At 39.9% G+C, this 21215-nt stretch carries 17 protein-coding genes, 4 tRNA genes, 2 rRNA genes and 2 pseudogenes; all 25 read left to right on the plus strand.

What is annotated here, in order from left to right; translation table 11 throughout:
* The first annotated feature begins 112 nt into the window (after nt 1–112).
* The 25 genes and pseudogenes from rrf to EHW90_RS04955 all read left to right on the plus strand — a co-directional run bounded on the left by rrf (nt 113) and on the right by EHW90_RS04955 (nt 21212).
* A 5S ribosomal RNA gene (gene rrf / locus EHW90_RS04835) occupies nt 113–230 on the plus strand.
* A gap of 96 nt (nt 231–326) precedes the next feature.
* Nucleotides 327–399: transfer RNA gene (locus tag EHW90_RS04840), tRNA-Ala, on the plus strand.
* Nucleotides 400–713: 314 nt separating this feature from the next.
* Nucleotides 714–3598: ribosomal RNA gene (locus tag EHW90_RS04845) — 23S ribosomal RNA — on the plus strand.
* A 214-nt stretch (nt 3599–3812) separates the two neighbouring features.
* Nucleotides 3813–3885 (plus strand) — tRNA-Asn (locus tag EHW90_RS04850).
* 21 nt (nt 3886–3906) lie between these two features.
* Nucleotides 3907–3977, plus strand: a tRNA-Cys gene (locus EHW90_RS04855).
* Nucleotides 3978–3999: 22 nt separating this feature from the next.
* A tRNA-Leu gene (locus EHW90_RS04860) sits at nt 4000–4083 on the plus strand.
* Nucleotides 4084–4358: 275 nt separating this feature from the next.
* On the plus strand, nt 4359–6422 hold the full coding sequence (locus EHW90_RS04865; RefSeq protein WP_124951668.1) for a C40 family peptidase: 2064 nt from the start codon (nt 4359–4361) through the stop codon (nt 6420–6422).
* Between the two features lie 117 nt (nt 6423–6539).
* A complete protein-coding gene (locus tag EHW90_RS04870) occupies nt 6540–8180 on the plus strand; it encodes an ABC transporter substrate-binding protein (protein ID WP_124951670.1) in 1641 nt (546 codons plus the stop codon).
* A gap of 80 nt (nt 8181–8260) precedes the next feature.
* The gene (locus tag EHW90_RS04875) at nt 8261–9184 is read left to right on the plus strand and encodes an ABC transporter permease (RefSeq protein WP_124951672.1); all 924 of its coding nucleotides are present in this window, start codon (nt 8261–8263) and stop codon (nt 9182–9184) included.
* A gap of 7 nt (nt 9185–9191) precedes the next feature.
* Nucleotides 9192–10091, plus strand: coding sequence for an ABC transporter permease (locus EHW90_RS04880; RefSeq protein WP_124951674.1), 900 nt, complete (start codon nt 9192–9194; stop codon nt 10089–10091).
* Between the two features lies 1 nt (nt 10092).
* Complete coding sequence (locus EHW90_RS04885; RefSeq protein WP_124951676.1) at nt 10093–11100, plus strand: ABC transporter ATP-binding protein; 1008 nt, start codon at nt 10093–10095, stop codon at nt 11098–11100.
* Nucleotides 11063–12013, plus strand: a complete 951-nt coding sequence (locus tag EHW90_RS04890) for an ABC transporter ATP-binding protein (RefSeq protein WP_124951678.1) — start codon at nt 11063–11065, stop codon at nt 12011–12013. The genes EHW90_RS04885 and EHW90_RS04890 overlap by 38 nt, the downstream gene beginning before the upstream one ends.
* A 14-nt stretch (nt 12014–12027) precedes the next feature.
* Nucleotides 12028–12888 (plus strand): annotated as a pseudogene (locus tag EHW90_RS04895) (YitT family protein).
* A gap of 122 nt (nt 12889–13010) precedes the next feature.
* Entirely contained in the window at nt 13011–13805 is a 795-nt protein-coding gene (locus EHW90_RS04900; protein WP_124951680.1) for an Rpn family recombination-promoting nuclease/putative transposase, read from the plus strand.
* Nucleotides 13806–13951: 146 nt separating this feature from the next.
* Entirely contained in the window at nt 13952–14314 is a 363-nt protein-coding gene (locus EHW90_RS04905; protein WP_124952640.1) for an SMI1/KNR4 family protein, read from the plus strand.
* Entirely contained in the window at nt 14304–14846 is a 543-nt protein-coding gene (locus EHW90_RS04910) for an RNA 2'-phosphotransferase (RefSeq protein ID WP_124951682.1), read from the plus strand. Before EHW90_RS04905 ends, EHW90_RS04910 begins: the two co-directional genes overlap by 11 nt.
* Before the next feature lie 36 nt (nt 14847–14882).
* Nucleotides 14883–15346, plus strand: a pseudogene (locus tag EHW90_RS13780) (hypothetical protein).
* Nucleotides 15347–15388: 42 nt separating this feature from the next.
* Nucleotides 15389–15856, plus strand: coding sequence for a hypothetical protein (locus tag EHW90_RS04920; RefSeq protein WP_124951684.1), 468 nt, complete (start codon nt 15389–15391; stop codon nt 15854–15856).
* A 64-nt stretch (nt 15857–15920) separates the two neighbouring features.
* On the plus strand, nt 15921–16397 hold the full coding sequence (locus EHW90_RS04925) for a hypothetical protein (protein WP_124951686.1): 477 nt from the start codon (nt 15921–15923) through the stop codon (nt 16395–16397).
* 27 nt (nt 16398–16424) lie between these two features.
* Nucleotides 16425–16916, plus strand: a complete 492-nt coding sequence (locus EHW90_RS04930) for a hypothetical protein (protein WP_124951688.1) — start codon at nt 16425–16427, stop codon at nt 16914–16916.
* Between the two features lie 123 nt (nt 16917–17039).
* Complete coding sequence (gene rpmE, locus EHW90_RS04935) at nt 17040–17246, plus strand: 50S ribosomal protein L31 (RefSeq protein WP_009447101.1); 207 nt, start codon at nt 17040–17042, stop codon at nt 17244–17246.
* Between the two features lie 75 nt (nt 17247–17321).
* Nucleotides 17322–18248, plus strand: coding sequence for a DUF1385 domain-containing protein (locus EHW90_RS04940; protein ID WP_124951690.1), 927 nt, complete (start codon nt 17322–17324; stop codon nt 18246–18248).
* Nucleotide 18249: 1 nt separating this feature from the next.
* Entirely contained in the window at nt 18250–19089 is an 840-nt protein-coding gene (gene prmC / locus EHW90_RS04945) for a peptide chain release factor N(5)-glutamine methyltransferase (RefSeq protein WP_124951692.1), read from the plus strand.
* A gap of 14 nt (nt 19090–19103) precedes the next feature.
* Entirely contained in the window at nt 19104–20174 is a 1071-nt protein-coding gene (prfA, locus tag EHW90_RS04950; protein ID WP_009447104.1) for a peptide chain release factor 1, read from the plus strand.
* A gap of 12 nt (nt 20175–20186) precedes the next feature.
* On the plus strand, nt 20187–21212 hold the full coding sequence (locus tag EHW90_RS04955; protein WP_124951694.1) for a branched-chain amino acid aminotransferase: 1026 nt from the start codon (nt 20187–20189) through the stop codon (nt 21210–21212).
* Nucleotides 21213–21215 lie beyond the last annotated feature (3 nt).

The following is a 21215-nucleotide window of genomic DNA, read 5'->3' on the forward strand; positions in this document are numbered from 1 at the left end:
AGATAGTGTTACCACTCATCGAATAAGATGATGGTGTTACCTAATGAAGGTTTAAGTAAGGGTTGTGAGTACTGTTTAGTACTAAATTAAAATGGTACTAAAATCAAACATTATTGGTGTCGATGCGTCTAGGGGAAACACCCGTTCCCATTCCGAACACGATGGTTAAGACCTGGTCGGCCGATGGTACTATACTGGAGACGGTATGGGAGAGTAGGTGGATGCCAATGCATTTTTCACTTGATGAAAGCGAGCGAAGCGAAGCTTGAATCTTAGTGAAAAAGTACACCTCATCGAGCGAAGCGAGATGATGGTGTTACAACACCGGGGGTGTAGCTCAGTTGGGAGAGCACCTGCCTTGCAAGCAGGGGGTCAAGAGTTCGAATCTCTCCATCTCCATTGCCAGAGAACTTAACGAAAGCGAGTGTAAACGAAGCTTGAGTTTAGTCGTAGGCATGTCGATGCTGTTAGTGAAAACGAGCGTGAGCGAAGTTTGAACTTACAAATCGACTCGCCAGAGAATATCTTTGGCTCAAATGTACCTTGAAAACTGCATACCAAACGAGAAATTATATAAATATTTTATAATTAGACATCCGAGGTATTAATTGCTGTAAGTAATTAATATTTTAAATAACAAAAATAAATTTTTAAACATAGTGTATGATACACGCTAGTGTCATACATAAACACTAAATCTATATGATTTAAGAGGTTAAACATAAAGAGCGTAGGGTGGATGCCTAGGCACTGACAGCCGAAGAAAGACGTGACAAGCTGCGAAAAGCTGCGGGGAGAAGCACATATTCAGTGATCCGCAGATGTCTGAATGGGGAAAACCACTTGGAAGAACTCCAAGTATCTGTACGCCAATACATAACGTACAGAGGGGAACCCGGTGAACTGAAACATCTAAGTAGCCGGAGGAAAAGAAAACAACAGTGATTGCGAAAGTAGCGGCGAGCGAAATCGTAAGAGCCCAAACCGTGGTGCGTGCACTGCGGGGTAGAGGACTGCAATACGAGTAAGATATATTACCTGAACCGTTTTGGAAAAGCGGGCCAAAGAGCGTGAGAGCCGTGTAAGGGAAAATATATTGAATCCAGCAGTATCCGGAGTACCACGAGACACGAGAAACCTTGTGGGAAGCAGGGGGGACCACCCCCCAAGGCTAAATACTAGTCAGTGACCGATAGCGTATAGTACTGTGAAGGAAAGGTGAAAAGAACCCCGGGAGGGGAGTGAAAAAGAACCTGAAACCCTATGTTTACAAACTGTGGAACACCGAAAGGTGAACCGCGTACTTTTTGTAGAACGGTCCGGCGAGTTACATGTACAGGCGAGGTTAAGTATTAAAGATACGGAGCCGAAGGGAAACCAAGTCTTAATAGGGCGATGAAGTCAGTATGTGTAGACCCGAAACCGGGTGATCTATCCATGTCCAGGTTGAAGTTCGCGTAAAAGTGAATGGAGGACCGAACGCACATCCGTTGAAAAGGGTGGCGATGAGGTGTGGATAGGGGAGAAATTCCAATCGAACCCGGAGATAGCTGGTTCTCCTCGAAATAGTTTTAGGACTAGCCTCGTTATAGTCTACCGGAGGTAGAGCACTGAATTTTTGCGGGGGCGTCAAAGCCTACCAAGAGATATCAAACTCCGAATGCCGGCTAGATGATTGACGGGAGTCAGACTACACGAGATAAGTTGGGTAGTCAAAAGGGAAAGAGCCCAGACCTACGGCTAAGGTCCCAAAGTGTGTGTTAAGTGGAAAAGGATGTGGGATTTCGAAGACAGCTAGGATGTTGGCTTAGAAGCAGCCATACATTAAAAGAGTGCGTAACAGCTCACTAGTCGAGAGGTCCTGCGCCGAAAATGTCCGGGGCTAAACACAACACCGAAGCCTGGGAATGTAGTAATACATTGGTAGAGGAGCATTCTTAGAAGCGTAGAAGTCATACTGTAAGGAATGGTGGAGTAATAAGAAGAGAGAATGCCGGAATGAGTAGCGAGAAAGAGGTGAGAATCCTCTTGGCCGAATATCTAAGGTTTCCTGAGTAAAGCTGATCTACTCAGGGTAAGTCGGGGCCTAAGGCAAGGTCGAAAGACGTAGTCGATGGATAACAGGTACAGATTCCTGTACTACATATAATCAGAACTGTGGGGACACGGAGACTAAAACCGAACCCGGGAGGACAAAAACCGGGGCAAGCGAAGTACCTGTATGGGAGGAAAACCCACCATACAAGGGGAAATCGTGATGCGTACCGAAAATTAGTAGGGAAGTCGGTTAGGGAGCCGTCAAGAAAAGCCGCTATTGTGTTATATGTACCCGTACCGCAAACCGACACAGGTAGATGAGGAGAGAATCCTAAGGCCGGCGGGAGAAGCATTGTTAAGGAACTCGGCAAAATGACCCCGTAACTTCGGGAGAAGGGGTGCCACTGGAAACAGTGGTCGCAGAAAAAAGGCTCAAGCAACTGTTTAGCAAAAACACAGGTCTATGCGAAACCGCAAGGTGAAGTATATGGGCTGACGCCTGCCCGGTGCCGGAAGGTTAAGAGGAGAAGTCAGGAAACGAAGCTTTGAATTGAAGCCCCGGTAAACGGCGGCCGTAACTATAACGGTCCTAAGGTAGCGAAATTCCTTGTCGGGTAAGTTCCGACCCGCACGAAAGGCGTAATGATTTGAGCGCTGTCTCAACAATGCACCCGGTGAAATTGAAGTACCAGTGAAGATGCTGGTTACCTGCGCCAGGACGGAAAGACCCCATGGAGCTTTACTCCAGTTTGGTACTGGGATTCGGTAATACTCGTACAGGATAGGTGGGAGACTAAGAAGCATGGACGCCAGTTTATGCAGAGTCGCCGTTGGGATACCACCCCTGTATTGCTGGATTTCTAACCTGCGGCCGTTATCCGGCCGGGGGACAATGCCAGACGGGGAGTTTGACTGGGGCGGTCGCCTCCGAAAGAGTATCGGAGGCGCTCGAAGGTTCCCTCAGAATGGTCGGAAACCATTCAAAGAGTGCAAAGGCAGAAGGGAGCTTGACTGCGACACCGACGGGTGGAGCAGGTACGAAAGTAGGACTTAGTGATCCGGTGGCATAAAGTGGGATTGCCATCGCTCAACGGATAAAAGCTACCCTGGGGATAACAGGCTTATCACTCCCAAGAGTTCACATCGACGGAGTGGTTTGGCACCTCGATGTCGGCTCATCGCATCCTGGGGCTGTAGCAGGTCCCAAGGGTTGGGCTGTTCGCCCATTAAAGCGGTACGCGAGCTGGGTTCAGAACGTCGTGAGACAGTTCGGTCCCTATCCGGCGTGGGCGTAAGATATTTGAGAGGAGCCGTCCTTAGTACGAGAGGACCGGGACGGACTGACCGCTGGTGTACCTGTTGGAGAGTAACTCCATGGCAGGGTAGCTATGTCGGGAAGGGATAAACGCTGAAGGCATCTAAGCGTGAAGCCCCCCTCAAGATGGGATATCTCATGTGAAAACAGTAAGACCCCTTGAAGACTACGAGGTAGATAGGGCCAAGATGTAAGTACAGTAATGTACTGAGTTGATGGTTACTAATAGGTCGAGGGTTTAACCAAAAGATAGGAAAATTTATGATTTGATATTCATATAATCGGAAGCATTTGGTAGGCAGTTTTGAAGGTGCATTTTCTTCTTAACGAAAACAAACGAAGTGCAGTTTGAGTTTTAGAAGAAAAGTACACTTGGCTTTACGAAGTAAAGTCATAGTGCTACCTTTTAAAAAAAGTGCTTGCATAATCAGTTAATATCTGATATAGTATATGAGTACTTGCCCTGATAGCTCAGTAGGTAGAGCATGCGGCTGTTAACCGCAGTGTCACAGGTTCGAGCCCTGTTCAGGGCGTTGTCCGAAAGCATGGACAACGGCGACATAGCCAAGCGGTAAGGCGTGGGTCTGCAACACCCTGATCACCAGTTCAAATCTGGTTGTCGCCTTGATTAGAAAATCTAATCACTTGCGGGAATGCTGGAATTGGCAGACAGGCAAGACTAAGGATCTTGTGTCTGTATAGACGTGAGGGTTCAAGTCCCTTTTCCCGCACTTTAAAAGAGCAACTGATGTTGCTCTTTTTTTATGCTCAAAAAGAGTTACTGTTTCAACCGAATATTATTAATGGCATGAAAAAACTTACAACTAAATTAAAATATAGTTAAAAAATAGGATATAATTGCCGTAACTTTAATAAAAGATATTTATGACTATGACTGTAATTAAATGTTTAATATATTGTAATATTTCAACGGGTGTAAAGCAATTGTTCAATCTATAAAACTTTGGTATAATTTAAGTACTCTAAATAAAGTAAGGAGTGCTCAATGAAAAAGAAATTTTTAACATTAGCATCAGCTCTAACCTTTGTTTCACTATACAGTTTTAATGCATATGCAGATATGGATTTGGAGACAAGTAACGCAGTCTCAGGAATAGCCGTAGCTCTAAACAATTATAAGGCAAGTTCCATATCGCCGCAGACAGCATTAGGAGAGTCGCTAAAGACTGCGACAACAAATACAATAGAGATAACAGGAGTTGACGATGCGCGCAACAGGCTTGTAAAGGATGTGGTCAAGTATGAGGGACCGTCGATTCAGGACAGGCTGAAAGAAGAGGTAATGAAGGATGACCTTGCGGTGGCAAAGAACAAAAAGGATACTGTAGTACACGCAGATCCGAAAGAGACCGGCGAAGAAGTGGGAAGCATTTCATACAGTTCAGTAGCTACCGTCGTAGGTTCTGAGATCAACGAGACCGGAGAATGGGTTAAGATAAATTCCGGAAACGTAGAGGGCTATGTCAAAGCCTCAGATTTGGCAACCGGAAATAAAGCGAAGAAAATGGCAAAAGATTCTGTCGTGACCTACGGTACGGTAGTAGACATTGACAATGTCAGACTGCGAAAGACACCGGATATAACTTCAAATACACTCACGATGCTTGAGGGTGGAGAGAAGTATGTTGTAGTAGGTCAGGACAAAAACTTTTTAAAGGTTCAGGTGGATGATGACTTGACAGGATATGTATACAAGGATTTTATAAAGACAGATGTATCATATAAGACTGCCAAGACTAAGGAAGAGTCCACTATCGAAGCTTTGAACAAGGCAAAGCTGGAAACTGAGGCTAAAGAAGCGATGGCCATATATGAAAACATGGTGGTTGCAGACGATCAGACAACAGCTAAGAGTAAGGAAACTACTGCAAAGGCTGAAACAACTACAGCTGCAAAGAAAACTCCGGATAAAGCTCCTACACCTAAGGCGAGTGAGGAAGCAAAGACAATCAAGTCTCCTGCAGCTGAAAAGAGAGAGACACCTGCAAGCAAGGAAGTAGAGATTAAGGTTCCGGATACTACAAAGGGATCTACCAAGCCTGTTGAAACAACCACAAAGGATAACGGGCAGACAGAGACTACAAAGCAGAAGGTAGAGACAGTGCCGGAGACAAGAACCGAGGCGGAGACCATCAAGGCAATAGAGGATACAAAGCCTGCCGAGACAAAGCAAAAAGTCGAGACTGTGAAAGAGTCAGGTAAGGCTGAAGAAACCGTTTCATCACCTTCCAAGGTAAAGATAGAAACAGTCAACGGCCCTGAGGCAAGTGAGACCGCAAAGGAAACAACTAAAGCAAGTGTAGAGCCGGAGACAAGCAAGGCTGTAGAGACAGTAAAAGAGACTCCGACAGCAACAACACAGGCTGAAACTATAAGCGCCGTTGAAGATACTACAAAGCAGACTGAGTCTACTACACAGGCTCCAAAGCAGACTGAGTCTACTACACAGGCTCCGAAACAGACAGAGGCGACTACAGAGGCTACAAAACCTGCAGAAACCACAAAACCTGCAGAGACAACAGCTCCTTACGGACCGGGCGGAAGTACTGAAAAGCCTAATGAAACACAGAAGGCTAAGCCTCAAAAAGAGACCACAGTTGTTACAGGCGAAAAGGGCGGACCGGGTGTAAGCAAGAAAAAGGAAACTACAAAGGCTGAGACAGAGGCTACAAAGGCGGCTAAGGAAAAAGTATCAAGAGATGCGGTAGTAGCTTATGCTAAGCAATTTGTCGGTAATCCGTATGTGTACGGAGGAACATCACTGACAAAGGGTGCCGATTGTTCCGGATTTGTAATGAGAGTATATGAGAAGTTCGGAATAAGTACTTCAAGAGTCTCAAGGGACCAGGCAAACAACGGTACTGAGATACCTGTATCGCAGATAAAACCGGGAGATTTGGTATTCTATTCTTCAGGCGGAGAGATAAACCATGTTGCGATATATATCGGTGACGGACAGATTGTACATGCCGCAAATAAGCAGCTTGGAATCAGAATAGGAAGTTTGAACCATCGTACTCCTGTAAAGGCGGTAAGATTGATAAAATAATTAAAAAAGTCAGGTGATTACAGCCTGACTTTTTTTAATGAAGTATTATAAAAAATATTTGGCAAGCCATAAAAAAAGTATTATAATTACAATAGTAATAAGAAATGGGAGAAGAATATGAAAAAAAAATTTATATTGTTGGGTGTACTTTTGGCACTCTCTCTTAGTGCATGCGGATCAAAAGGTACTGAAAAGGCGGATGATAAGACTGCCAAAACAGACAGTAAGGCAAAGACAAGTATTGATACTACAGGATTTTTGGTAACTTCTATCAATGCGGATATCCAGACTGCAGACCCGGATAAGACATCTAAGGACTATATGGTACCTCTTAATATCTTTGACAGGTTGGTTGAGGTTGAGGTCAAGGATGACGGTTCAAGTGAATTGGTACCTTCACTTGCAAAGAGTTGGGATATATCTGAGGACGGAAAGGTATATACATTGCATTTGCAAGAGGGAGTGAAGTTCTCAAACGGTGCGGACTTCAAGTCTGATGATGTTGTATATTCACTTACAAGAATGCTTGGAGTAACAGGTGCTGTAAACGGTGACTTTGTAAGCCAGATAGAAGGAGCGGATAAAGTCATGGACGGAAGCAGTAAGGAGCTTAGCGGAGTCAAGGCTATAGATGATTATACTGTGGAGATAACACTTTCAGAGCCTTATGCAGGTTTCTTGGCTTGCCTTTCAGCGTCACCAGTATGTATGCTTGATAAGGATACCACAGAGGCTGCCGGAGACAAATTCGGTATCGACCCTTCGGTTACAGTCGGAACAGGCGCATTTAAGATGGCGGAGTGGACTGTAAACGACTCTATAGTACTTACAAAGAATGATACATATTGGGGCGGTGATGTATCGCTTCCGGGAGTACTTATAAGAGTAATACCTGATTCCGAGACAAGAAATATGATGTTTAAGAACGGTGAGCTTGATATACTTGACTTTGATTTTATGATTGACTATATCGACACATACAAAAAAGAGATGCCTGATGTGCTTCATCACACACCGAGAGTCGGCGTGACATATTTTACATTTAATGAGAATATAGAACCTCTAAACAATGTAAAAGTAAGGGAAGCTGTATGTAAGGCAATCAATCGTCAGGAAATCATAGATTCACTGATGAACGGTGTAGCAACAATTGAAAACGGTATATTCCCAAGAGGTCTTATAGGCTATGACAGTTCACTTCCTGAGATTAAGTATGATCCTGACGGTGCAAAGGCACTGCTTGCAGAGGCAGGCTATCCTAACGGATTTGATATGGAGATTTCGGTAGATTCTTCATCATCGGATACTACAAAGACAGTGCTTGAGGTAATAGCATCACAGCTTAATGAAGTAGGTATCAATGCAACCATAAAGAATTATGACGAGTCGACATGGCTTGCAACAAGAAAAGACGGTACACTGGGTTCATTTATGTCTACATGGACTGCAGATTACAATGATCCTGACAACTTTATTTATACATTCTTCGGAAATGAGAAAAATACAAAGCAGAGATCGCTTAATTATCCTGACAAGGCCGTAATGGACAGAGTAAGCGCTGCAAGAACTATTGTAAATGCGGATGAGAGAATGGCTGAGTACGATGAACTTGAGAAGAAGATTGTAACGGAAGATTTCGCGTGGCTTCCTATGTTCTCAAAGGAGCATTATTACGGTGTAAGTAAGAATATCGAAGGATTCAAGCCGAATTGGGCCGGAATATCCGATATGAGATTTGTCGGATTTTCAAAAAAATAGATATGGAACTTAAAAAAGATAATTGCTATAATGGAGCGTGAACCGCTCCATTTTTTTTTGGAGTATTTTGGGAGGTAGACTTGGTTAAAAATATTTTAAAAAGAATTTTGATATCCATACCGGTTTTGATAGGTGTGGTTTTGATTATATTTATAATGCTTAGAGTAGTACCGGGAGATCCTGTAACCACAATGCTCGGTGAGCATGTCAATCAAACTGTAATTGATAAAATAAGCAAGGAGATGGGGCTTGATAAACCTCTGTATATACAGTTTTTTACATATATTTCACATGCAATCAGAGGTGACTTCGGTACAAGCTATCGAATGAACAGAAATGTTACAGGTATTATTTTGGATGCATTTCCAAATACTGTGAGACTTGCCGTATGTGCGGCGGTTGTTTCGTGGATAGTAGGTATTGCAGCGGGTATATTTGCAGCGGTAAATAAAAACAATATTTTAGACAGATTATTTATGGGCGGAGCATTGCTTGGCGTATCCATGCCTGTATTTATGATTGCACTTGTTTTGCAGTATCTTTTTGCATACAAGTTAAAAATTTTTCCTGTATCGGGATATGAAACTGCGGCATCTATGGTATTGCCGTCAATAGTACTCGGATGGAACTCGGCAGGAAGTATTGCCAGGATGACAAGATCAAATATCTTGGAGGTAATGCAGGAAGACTATATAAGGACTGCCAGAGCAAAGGGACTTTTAGAGTTTGCCGTAATGAAGTCACATGCACTGAAGAATGCTATGCTTCCTGTAGTTACAATGATGGCGCTCCAGATATCGTCAATGCTTTCAGGTGCGGTTATTACAGAGAACATATTCGGAATACCCGGTATAGGCAGACTTGCGGTCAATGCGATAGAGACCAGAGATATGCCGCTTTTACAGGGAACGGTTATTTTTACAACTATATTGGTAATATTCGGAAATTTGATAGCAGATTCATTGTATTCTATTCTTGATCCGAGAATTAGAAAGGAAATATAAGAAATCAATGAATAAAGATACTAAACAGACAGAGCAAAGTTTCGGCTCTGAGATTGGAACGGAAGAGAGCTTATTTGAAAAATGTAAAAATATAATAAAGCATAATAAGCTTGCATTTTTTTCTTTGATTGTAATTATACTGATTATACTATGTGCAATTTTTGCAAATGTTGTATGCAGGTATAATCCTTATACGCAGAGTTTAAAGGACAGACTTTTGGCCCCTTCATTTGCACATCCGCTGGGTACGGATGAACTTGGAAGAGACACACTCACCAGAGTAATATTCGGAGCGAGGGTATCACTGACAATAGGACTGATACCTACACTTATTTCGATGATTATAGGTACAATACTCGGACTTATTGCAGGGTATTTCGGAGGTAAAATAGATTTTGCAATAATGAGACTGGCAGATATAATGCTTGCATTTCCTTCACTACTTCTTGCAATGGTTGTAATGTATACAATGGGCGGAGGATTGATAAATATATTTATAGCATTGTCATTAGTCAACTGGGCGTCCACATCCAGAGTTGTACGCTCGGAGACACTTTCACTGTCAAAAAAAGAGTATGTGGAAGCAGCTAAAAGTATGGGTGTCGGTAATGCTACGATTATTTTCAGACATATATTACCGAACTGCATACCTACTTTGGTGGTATTATTTACCTTAAGCATACCGTCTGCGATACTTTCAGAGAGTTCGCTAAGTTTCCTGGGTGTCGGTGCACAGCCTCCTACAGCAAGCTGGGGACTTATGGTTGTCAGTGCAAAGAAATATCTGTTTACACAGCCTGTACTTGTACTGTCACCTGCCATAGCGATAATGATAGTGGTTTTGGCATTCAATTTTTTGGGTGACGGTCTGAGAGATATTTTGGATCCGTACCTTAAGGAGCAATGATATGGACAATATTTTGACTATAAGAGATTTGAAGGTTGCATTTCAAGTCAGAGGAAGAGATGCCTATGCACTTGACGGCATAAATATAGATATTCCCAAGGGAAAGATAGTTGGAATAGTCGGAGAGAGCGGATGCGGAAAGTCTATGACGGCTATGAGTATTATGGGACTTATAAAAAGCCCGGGCAGGATAGTTGGAGGAAGTATTGATTTTTGCGGAAATGAGCTTACAAAGATGGGGATAAGGGAGTATGCAAATATCAGAGGTAAGGATATATCCATGATATTTCAGGAGCCTATGACCTCACTCAATCCTGTTGTAAAGGTCGGCAAACAGGTCATGGAAGCTATTATTTTACATGAACATATATCCAAGGCGGAGGCAAAGCAAAGAGTAATAGAAATATTTAATGAAGTCGGAATACCTGAAGCCGAAAAAAGATTCAATTCATATCCGCATGAGCTTTCAGGCGGTCTTAGGCAGAGAGTGATGATCGGTATGGCAATGATTTGTAAGCCTAAGCTTTTGATTGCCGATGAGCCTACTACAGCACTTGATGTTACTATAGAGGCTCAGATTCTAAGGCTTATGAAAAGACTTTGTGAGGAGAGCGGTACTTCTATAATGATGATTACACACAACATGGGTGTCGTTGCTGAAATATGTGACTATGTTTATGTAATGTATGCAGGAAGGGTGGTGGAGTCTGCACCTACAAAGATTCTTTTTAATGAAACTGCACATCCTTATACAAGCGGACTTTTAAAGTCAATACCTACTATCGGCAAAAAACAGAAAAGACTTTATACCATAAAGGGTAATGTTCCGAATATCTTAAATTTACCGAAGGGTTGCAGATTTGCAGACAGATGTGATCTGACTCAAAATATTTGTCTAAGTGACAGACCGAAGGATGATTATATTACGGACAGCCATATGGTTTCATGTTTCTTACATAAAAGGATTGAAGATGAGAGAAGTTGTATTAAGATTAAAAAATATAGTTAAGGAATTTCCTACATCAAAGAAGAATAAAAAAGTTCATGCGGTAAGCGATATAAGTCTTGATATATATGAGAATGAGACTTTGGCACTTGTGGGAGAAAGCGGATGCGGCAAATCCACACTGGGTAAATGTGCAATAGGTCTTATATCACCTGATAAAGGTGAGAGTATTTTTCTGGGTGAAAATATTTACAATAAAAGCGGCAATGAGCTGAAGGAGATAAAGAAAAATCTTCAAATTATATTTCAGGATCCTTATGCCTCACTTAATCCGAGAATGACTGTAGGTGAGATTATTGCTGAACCTCTTATCACACATGAAAAGAGGCTTAGCAAAGCACAGGTAAAAGAAAAGGTGCTTGAGCTGATGGAAGATGTGGGAATCAGGAAAGAGTATTACAACAGGTACCCGCACCAGTTTTCAGGAGGACAGAGGCAAAGAATAGGAATAGCCAGAGCAATAGCACTGAATCCTAAGCTTATTGTATGTGATGAGCCGGTGTCTGCACTTGATGTGTCCATACAGTCACAGGTTTTAAATCTCCTTAAGGATATTCAGGAGAAAAAAAGAGCTTCGTATCTGTTTATTTCACATGATCTGTCTGTTGTCAATTTCATTGCGGACAGAGTTTGCGTGATGTTTCTCGGTAAGGTTTGTGAGATAGGTGATACAGATGATATTTTTGAAAAGCCGCTTCATCCGTATACAAGGCTTTTGCTTGATGCAATTCCAAGTATTGAAAATGCAGGCAAACAAAAGGAAATATTAAAGGGAGATATACCAAGCCCGATAGATGTTCCTACCGGATGCAGATTTCATACCAGATGCCCTTATTGCAGTGAAATTTGCAGAACAAAGGAGCCTGATTTAAGGCAAGCAAACGGCAGATATGTGGCTTGTCATATAGTAAAATAATTTGTGAGATAGTTATGAAATTTGATTTAAAAGAAGATTTAAAGAGATTTATTGTTATTACATTTGCGGCTGTACTGATGGCTGTCAATATAAAGACTTTTGTAAGGACCGGAGACCTTTTTCCGGGAGGTGCTACAGGTATTACTTTGCTTATAACCAGATCGGCGGATATGTTTTTTCATGTAAAACTGCCGTATACGGTTGTAAATATTTTACTTAATGCAATACCTGTTTATATCGGATTTAGGTATATCGGAAAGAAGTTTACACTGTATTCATGTTGGGTAATATTGCTGAACGGTTTTATTATTGATATTATTCCGGGATATGTGATAACTTAGGATATTTTGCTTATAACTATTTTCGGAGGAATGATAAACGGTCTGGTTATCAGTATTTGTCTGTTGATGAATGCAACTACCGGAGGAACCGACTTTATATCTATCTTTCTGTCTGAGAGAAAGGGTTTTGACGCCTTTAATATTATTTTGGGCGCAAATGCGGTGGTTCTTGTGGTTGCCGGACTTTTGTTCGGATGGGACAGAGCGCTGTACTCTATTATTTTCCAGTATGTTACCACAATGGTTATACATACTTTGTATAGAAAATATCAGCAGATTACTCTATTCATCGTCACAGATCATCCTGACGAGATATGCGATCTGATTTCAAATATCAGCCACCATGGTGCGACAACTTGGAAGGCACAGGGATATTATAATCACACTGACAGAACTTTGGTGTATTCTATAGTATCAAGTGCCGAAGCAAACAAGGTGGTAAAAGCAATCAAAGAAATTGATAAGTCAGCCTTTATAAATCTTATAAAGACTCAGCAGCTTCTTGGCAGGTTCTATAGGAGAAGAGAGGAATAATCTCAAGCGTGGCTTTGGCTACGCTTTTTTGTATATAGAAAGATTAAAATGCAATAAATTTATTATATATGCTATAATAGACCTATGGGGACTATGTTAACTACGACAAAAAGGAGTGTCATATGTCTGTAAAGGCAAAAATTCGTGAGTATGCAAAGGCTCTTAATCCTATGGATGATACCATGTTTTGCAAAATGGCTGAGGAGAAGGAGTTTTGTGAAGAAGTATTGAGAGTTATATTAGGCGATAACAAGCTGACAGTGCTTGAGAGTATGCCTCAGTGGGTAGGAAAAAATTTACAGGGACGTTCTGTAATACTTGATACTAAATGTATGACAGGAGACGGCAGACAAATCAATATAGAAGTTCAAAAGGCTGATGATGATAACCATCAAAAGAGAGTGCGTTATAACGGAGCTGTTATTACAACAAATATTGCGGATCCAGGAATAAAATTTGAATTTGTGCCTGATGTATGTGTAGTATTTATATCAAGGTTTGATATATTTAAAGGGAAACTGCCGCTATATCATGTTGACAGAGTAATACGAGAGACAGGTGAAGTAATAAATAACGGATTTGAAGAGGTTTATGTAAATTCTGTAGTAGATAACGGCTCAGATGTTTCACAGTTGATGAAGGTGTTTACTGAAGGCGATTGCTACAATGATAAATTTCCTAAGACAAGCAGCATAAAAAGGAGATATAAAGAAACAGAAGGAGGAATCAGGGAAATGAGCGGACTTATAGAGCAGTTAAAGCTTGAATGGATTAGTGAAGGAGAAAAACGTGGAGAAGAGCGCGGAGAAGAGAAGGGAAAGATAAATATTGCTCAAAGCATGAAGAAAAAGGGATTTGATATAAACATTATAATGGAACTTACAGGGTTATCAAGGGATAAGATTGTGTCACTATAGTTTTAATTAATCAAGTCAAAGAAACAAGCTAAGGCAGCATACAAAAAATGCTCTTAGATTGTTTCTTTTTTCTATAAATAAACAGTTCTTGAGTCAAGTTATATTTTATATACCTGTTAAAATGTTTAAAGGAGGAAAGCGTGGAATTGAAATTATTAGATGTTGGCAGTATATATAAAGGATTTGAATATCCTAAAGAATTTTTAAAAATTGTTCATTTGGGGCTAACGGATTTTGATTTTTGGTATTTGATGGATTATGAACAGGCTGTGTGGAGAATAAAGGGATTGCAAGAAAGATACCCCGACAGAAAGTTGGTACCCTTTGCAAGAAGAGGTGACAATGATGATATAGTTTGCTTTGATATCGACAGAGGCGGAAGGGTGCAAAAAATCCACGATTTTGCAAGTGCAGGATGGGAACAGAGAAAGGATTATGAAAGCTTTTGGGATTGGTTTAGAGAAGCGATAGACGAGATGATAGAAGAAGGGGAATGCGATGAAATATGAAGAATTAAGTAAGGAAGTTTCATACGCACTTCGACATGCACCGTGGGAGTATGAACTTGAGATGGACGAAGAAGGCTGGGTAAGTATTGAACAGCTTTTGAATGCGCTGAATACAGAAGGTAAGTTTGGAAATATAACAAGAAACGATTTGGCTGTTATGATTGATAAGTCTGAAAAGAAAAGACATGAAATAAAGGCAGGAAAAATAAGAGCTATGTACGGGCATTCCATACCGATGCATATAGTAAAGGAAGAGAAGACTCCGCCTAATAAATTATATCATGGTACTGCAAGGAGATTTATTGAGAGCATAAAAAAGAACGGACTTTTACCTATGAGCAGACAATATGTACATCTGTCAGCTGATATAGATACAGCAAAAAAAGTAGGTCTTAGGCGTGACAAGAGTCCATGTATATTGGAAATTGATTCTAAGAGAGCATATGAGGATGGAGTGGTATTTTATCATGGAAATGAAAAAGTATGGCTTGCAGATAAAATATCGCCTTGCTATATAAGGGAATTAAATTGATAAATAGATTTGAGGAGATAAAGGAGATTTTTTATAATGTGGTGCACAGGTATATTAAGAAAAAGAATAACAGCTGATAAAAAAGACATGGAAAAAGTTATAAACATTTTAATGTCAATGGGATATACACATTGTTCGATTCATGACTCAAATGATCATTACTGGTTGTCCGCAAGTATACTTGAAGACGATGATGAAAGTAATATAAAAAAAGAGTTTATAATATGCATTTAAGTATGTTCCTAGTGGAGAGAGATAGAGAAGGGGTGTATAAGTTTTTTTATCCAAGAGAAAATTGCTATTATTATGCATATATTTACTTTGATGACATTAAAGGAACAGAATTGATAATATCAGAGTTTTTATATAGATATTTTAAATTCTTTCCTGAGGATATTTTCTTAAATGAGTCCGGATATGTTTATAGAAAAGAAGACATTGAAAAAGTATACTGTAATAAAGACTCAAATTGGATATACAGCAGTCCGGATGCTTTGTAAAAAAGCTCTCTTGTGGCAGCAGTATAAGAAGGGGATGTATATATGATATGTGAGGGAAGAATATTGGAAAAATTTGAGGGCAGAAATATATTTGTTGATGACAGGATACAAGAAATACTTGATGCTATGAACTACCATAGAATAGTGACAATATATAAAAGCGATTGTAGTCTTATACTGTCTAAAGAAGATAATGAATACGATTTTTTTGATGAAGAAGATCCCACACCAATGATTCAAATTTATGCTTATTTAGATATAAAGGAGGTTTTCACAAGAAAATCAAGAAAAAATGAGCTTGTTACCTTCTTTCGCTTTCCGGATATGATTGGAAAAGAACTCATCATATTGGAAATAGTACACAGATATATGGAAAAATACCCAAATACCGCATTCTATATTGATAACGGTTATACATTCAGAAAACATCATATTGATGCAATATATAATATGCCTGAGCCTGATGCAGAGTGGATTTATAAAAGCCCAGATATGTATAAAAAAGGATGATATAGATAAGTTATATGCTTAATAGGACTATTTTGTGGCAGCAGTATAAAATGGAGATTTATATATGATATGTGAGGGAAGAATATTACAAAAATCTGAGGGTAGAAAAACATCTATCGGTGTCAGGATGTGGAAAATACTTGATGCTATGAACTACAATAGAAGATTGATGATAGGTAAAAGAGATTATGATATTATACTGTCTAAAGAAGACAGTGAATATGATTTTTTTGATAAAAAAGATCCTGCACCAATGATTCAGATTTATTCTTATGTAGATATAAAAGAGATTTTCTTAAGAAAATCAAGGAAACAGGGGCTTGAGACCTTCTTTCGTTTTCCGGATATGATTGGAAAAGAACTTATCATATTGGAAATAGTACACAGATATATGGAGGAATATCCAAATACCGCATTCTATGTTGATAACGGTTATACATTCAGGAAACATAATATTGACGCAATATATAATATGCCTGAGCCTGATGTAGGTTGGATTTACAAAAATCCGGATAAATACAAAAAGGAGAGTAAACACTAAAAAATAATTTAGGGAGTACATTAAGATATGGGAGTATCGGCATCGCTGTTTAGAAAAGGTGAATATCCAACGGAAAAAGACTTGGATATAATAATTGATATATTTAAAAAGATGAAGTTTTATGGAGGTGGTAAAGAAATAGAAAAATTAAGTACAGGCGAAAGTTTCAGTATCAGCTTTACTAATGATCATTGGAGAAGAAGATGGGATGATGACGATTATCAATGGGATTCGCTGGATGATAATGATCATATTATAATTTATTTTTTTCCGAAGCCGAAGGAATCACATGAATACTATATTCCAAGTATTGGAGAAACAGTACCAAGTTTTATTATTTTTGATGATATTTCAGGTAGAGAAAGACTTTTGCTGGAATTTTTTCATAGATATTTTAAGCTGTTTCCTGAGGATGTATTTATGGAGGAGTACCTTTATACAAAGGATGATATAGATAAGTTATATGCAAAAGTACCATGGAATGAGATATGGGTGTATGAAGACCCTAAGACATTCTAAATTAAGACCCTAAGACATTCTAAATTACACTCTTGCAATTTACCTTCATTTATGCTATTCTAAGATGTACTTTGTAACGAGTCTACTTTATGTAACCGTTAAATTTTTTAAAGAGGTGAAATTATGAAACAGGGAATACATCCAAATTATTATCAGGCAACAGTAACTTGCAACTGTGGTAACACATTTGTTACAGGTTCAACAAAGGAAGATATCCACGTAGAAATTTGTTCTAAGTGCCATTCTTTCTATACAGGTCAGCAGAAGTCAGCTCAGGCACGTGGCCGTATTGAGCAGTTCAACCGTAAGTATGGTGTTAAGGCTGAATAATAAGATTAAGATATACGATTTATTAGGGGGAGTCAGGCAGGTGTCTGACTCTTTTTTAAGATTACAGGAGAGAATATGAAATATTCAGGAATAGGCGGACAGGCTGTGATAGAGGGCATCATGATGAAAAACGGTGACAGATACTCTACAGCGGTAAGAAAGCCGGATAAAACAATTGCAGTTATGGAGGATAAGTATGAGAGTCTTACTACAAAGATTCCCGTGCTTGGACTTCCGTTCCTTAGAGGAATATTTGCATTTGTAGATTCATTGGTATTGGGAATGAAGACATTGGCATATTCAGCAAGCTTTTTTGAAGATGATGAAGATTCAAAGCCGTCAAAGTTTGAAGAGAAGCTGACAGCAATTTTCGGAGATAAGCTTGACAAGGTAATAATGGGTGTCACAATGTTTATTTCAATATTGGCATCTGTAGCAATCTTTATGGTATTGCCGATGTTGCTCAGCAATATCATCAAAGCTAAAATTGATAACTACTATGTTATTGCCATATTTGAGGGCGTAATAAGAATTGCGATATTTATCTTCTATATAAAGATGATCTCAAGGATGGAAGATATAAAGAGAACCTTTATGTACCATGGTGCAGAGCATAAATGCATCAACTGTATAGAACACGGTCTTGAGCTGAATGTCGAAAATGTAATGAAAAGCTCAAAAGAGCATAAAAGATGCGGTACAAGTTTTATTATCATAGTAATGATGATAAGTATACTATTCTTTATGGTAATAAGAGTTGATAACCTTTGGCTGAGGGCCGTATCAAGAGTTGTATTGGTACCTGCCATAGCCGGTGTAAGCTACGAATTTTTAAGAATTGCAGGCAGAAGCGACTTTTGGCTTGTAAATATTCTCAGCAAGCCGGGACTTTGGATGCAGGGACTTACCACCAAGGAGCCGACTCCTGACATGGTGGAAGTTGCAATTGCGGCGGTAGAGAAGGTATTTGACTGGAGAAAATATCTTAAGGAAAATTTCTGATATGAAATATATAGAAGTTTTTGAAAAATATGTAAAGGCTTTAGATGAAAAAGGCTTTAAGGATGCAAAAAGTGATGTCTTATTATTAATATATGAGGTGTTTGACTTTGATTTTTCAAAGTGGACAATGTTTAAATATGATGAGATAAAAGATATCAAAAAGCTTGATATAATAGAAAGCTATGTGGCAAAAAGACTTGAAAATATGCCTATACAGTACATCTTAAATAAGGCATATTTTTGCGGACTGCCTTTTTTTGTAAATGAGAATGTACTTATTCCGAGGTTTGATACGGAAGTTTTGGTAGAGGAAGTATTAAAACTTGCCGATGGTGATAAAAGTAAAAAAATACTTGATATGTGCACAGGTTCGGGAGCTATAGCCATAGCATTGAAAAGCCTTGGAGGATTTGAAAAAGTGGATGCGCTTGATATATCTGATGGTGCATTGGAAGTTGCAAAAAAGAATGCACAAAGCTTAGGCTGCGATATCAATTTTTTAAAAAGCGATATGTTTTCCGGCTTAACATCTGAAAATAAATATGATATCATAGTATCCAATCCGCCATATATAAAGAGTCATGTTGTTGACAGCCTTGAGAGTGAAGTGAAAGACTTTGAGCCGAGGCTTGCACTTGACGGCGATATAGACGGTATGAAGTTTTATAAGATAATCAGAGATGAATTTATAAAATATTTGAATCCGGAAGGGATTTTGGCACTTGAGATAGGATGTGATGAGGCTGCAGATATCAAGGCGCTTTTTGAAGGCTTTGATGTAATTATAAAAAAGGATTTGGCAAATCTTGACAGGGTGGCGGTCATATCAAAAATAAATTAACATAAGAGGAAAAGATGTTTGATAATTTAGAGGACATAGTAGTACATTATGATGAAATAATGGCGGAGCTTGCCGGCGGTGATGTGGCAAACGATCAGAACAGATTCAGAAAGCTCATGAAGGAGCAATCTGACTTGGCACCGCTTGTAGAGACCTATGGTGAATATAAAAAAGCTAAGCAACTTCAAGAAGATGCGCTTGAAATGCTTGAGATGAATGATGAAGAGATGAAGGAGATGGCAAAGGAAGAACTTGCCGAGGGAAAGAGACTTGAAGAGGAACTTTCCGAAAAGTTAAAGATTTTACTCTTGCCAAAAGATCCTAATGACGATAAGAATATAATGCTTGAAATAAGAGCGGGAGCAGGCGGCGATGAGGCGGCACTCTTTGCTATGCAGCTGTATCGTATGTACACCCATTATGCGGAGTCTCAAAACTGGAAGGTCGAGATGATTGATGTTAATGAGAACGGTATAGGCGGATATAAGGAAGTTGTAGCAATGGTAAGCGGCAAGGGTGCTTACTCCAAGCTTAAGTATGAGTCCGGTGTGCATAGAGTACAAAGAGTTCCTGAGACCGAGTCGGGCGGAAGAATACATACCTCTACAGCATCTGTTGCGGTAATGCCTGAGGCCGAGGAAGTTGACGTTCAGATTGATATGAATGATGTCAGAATAGACGTTATGAGAGCCAGCGGTAACGGCGGACAGTGTGTCAACACTACAGACTCCGCTGTGCGTCTTACACACTATCCTACAGGAATAGTTATCTATTCACAGACTGAAAAGAGTCAGTTGCAGAACAAGGAAAAGGCTTTTGCACTTTTACGATCAAAGCTGTATGAGATTGAGCTTGAGAAAAAGCAAAGTGCCGAGGCGGCGGACAGAAGAAGTCAGATAGGTACCGGAGACAGATCCGAAAAGATCAGAACTTACAATTTCCCACAGGGAAGAGTTACAGATCACAGAATAAATCTGACATTATATAAGCTTGATAAGATAATGAATGGAGACATTCAGGAACTTATAGATGGCTGTATTGCAGCCGATCAGGCGGCAAAACTTGCTAAACTCAATGAACAATAGGAGGCAATAATCATGGAAACAAAGGATTTGGATTGGGGAAATATAGGATTCAACTACAGAATTACCGATTACAGATACATCAGCAATTTTAAAGACGGAAAATGGGATGACGGAGAGCTTTCAACCGACTCAAATGTTACTATAAACGAGTCTGCAGGTATTTTGCAGTACTGTCAGGAGGTCTTTGAAGGACTTAAGGCGTACAGGACAAAGGAAGGACATATCGTCACATTCAGACCGGACCTTAACGCAAAGAGAATGTATGATTCGGCAAAGAGACTTGAGATGCCTCCTTTCCCTGAAGAGAGATTCCTTGAGGCTGTTGATAAGGTAGTACTTGCAAATGAAGCTTGGGTACCTCCTTTCGGTTCGGGAGCCACACTTTATATAAGACCTTATATGTTCGCTTCATCACCTGTAATCGGTGTAAAGCCTGCTGCGGAGTACCAGTTCAGAATGTTTACAACACCTGTCGGACCTTACTTTAAAGGCGGTGCAAAGCCTATCACTATTACGGTAAGTGATTTTGACAGAGCCGCACCTAGAGGAACAGGACATATCAAAGCCGGACTTAACTATGCTATGAGTATTCATCCTCTTATGGAGGCTCATAGAAACGGATTTGATGAAAATATGTACCTTGACGCCGCTACAAGAACATATGTAGAGGAGACAGGCGGAGCCAACTTTATCTTTATTACAAAGGACAAAAAGGTGGTTACACCTAAGTCAAATTCGATACTGCCTTCTATTACAAGAAGGTCACTTCTATATGTTGCAGAGCATTACCTCGGATTAAAGACAGAGGAGAGACCTGTTGCATTTGATGAGGTAAAGGATTTTGCAGAGGTAGGACTTTGCGGTACCGCTGCGGTTATCTCACCTGTAGGCAGAATATGTAGAGGTGAAACAGTGATAAACATACCGTCAGGAATGGAAGGTATGGGAGAGATTACCAAGAAGCTTTATGATACACTTACAGGAATACAGATGGGTGAGCTTGAAGCGCCGGAAGGTTGGATAAGAAAAATCAAATAAATT

It is taken from the genome of Lachnoanaerobaculum orale, from assembly GCF_003862485.1.
GTDB lineage: Bacteria > Bacillota > Clostridia > Lachnospirales > Lachnospiraceae > Lachnoanaerobaculum > Lachnoanaerobaculum orale.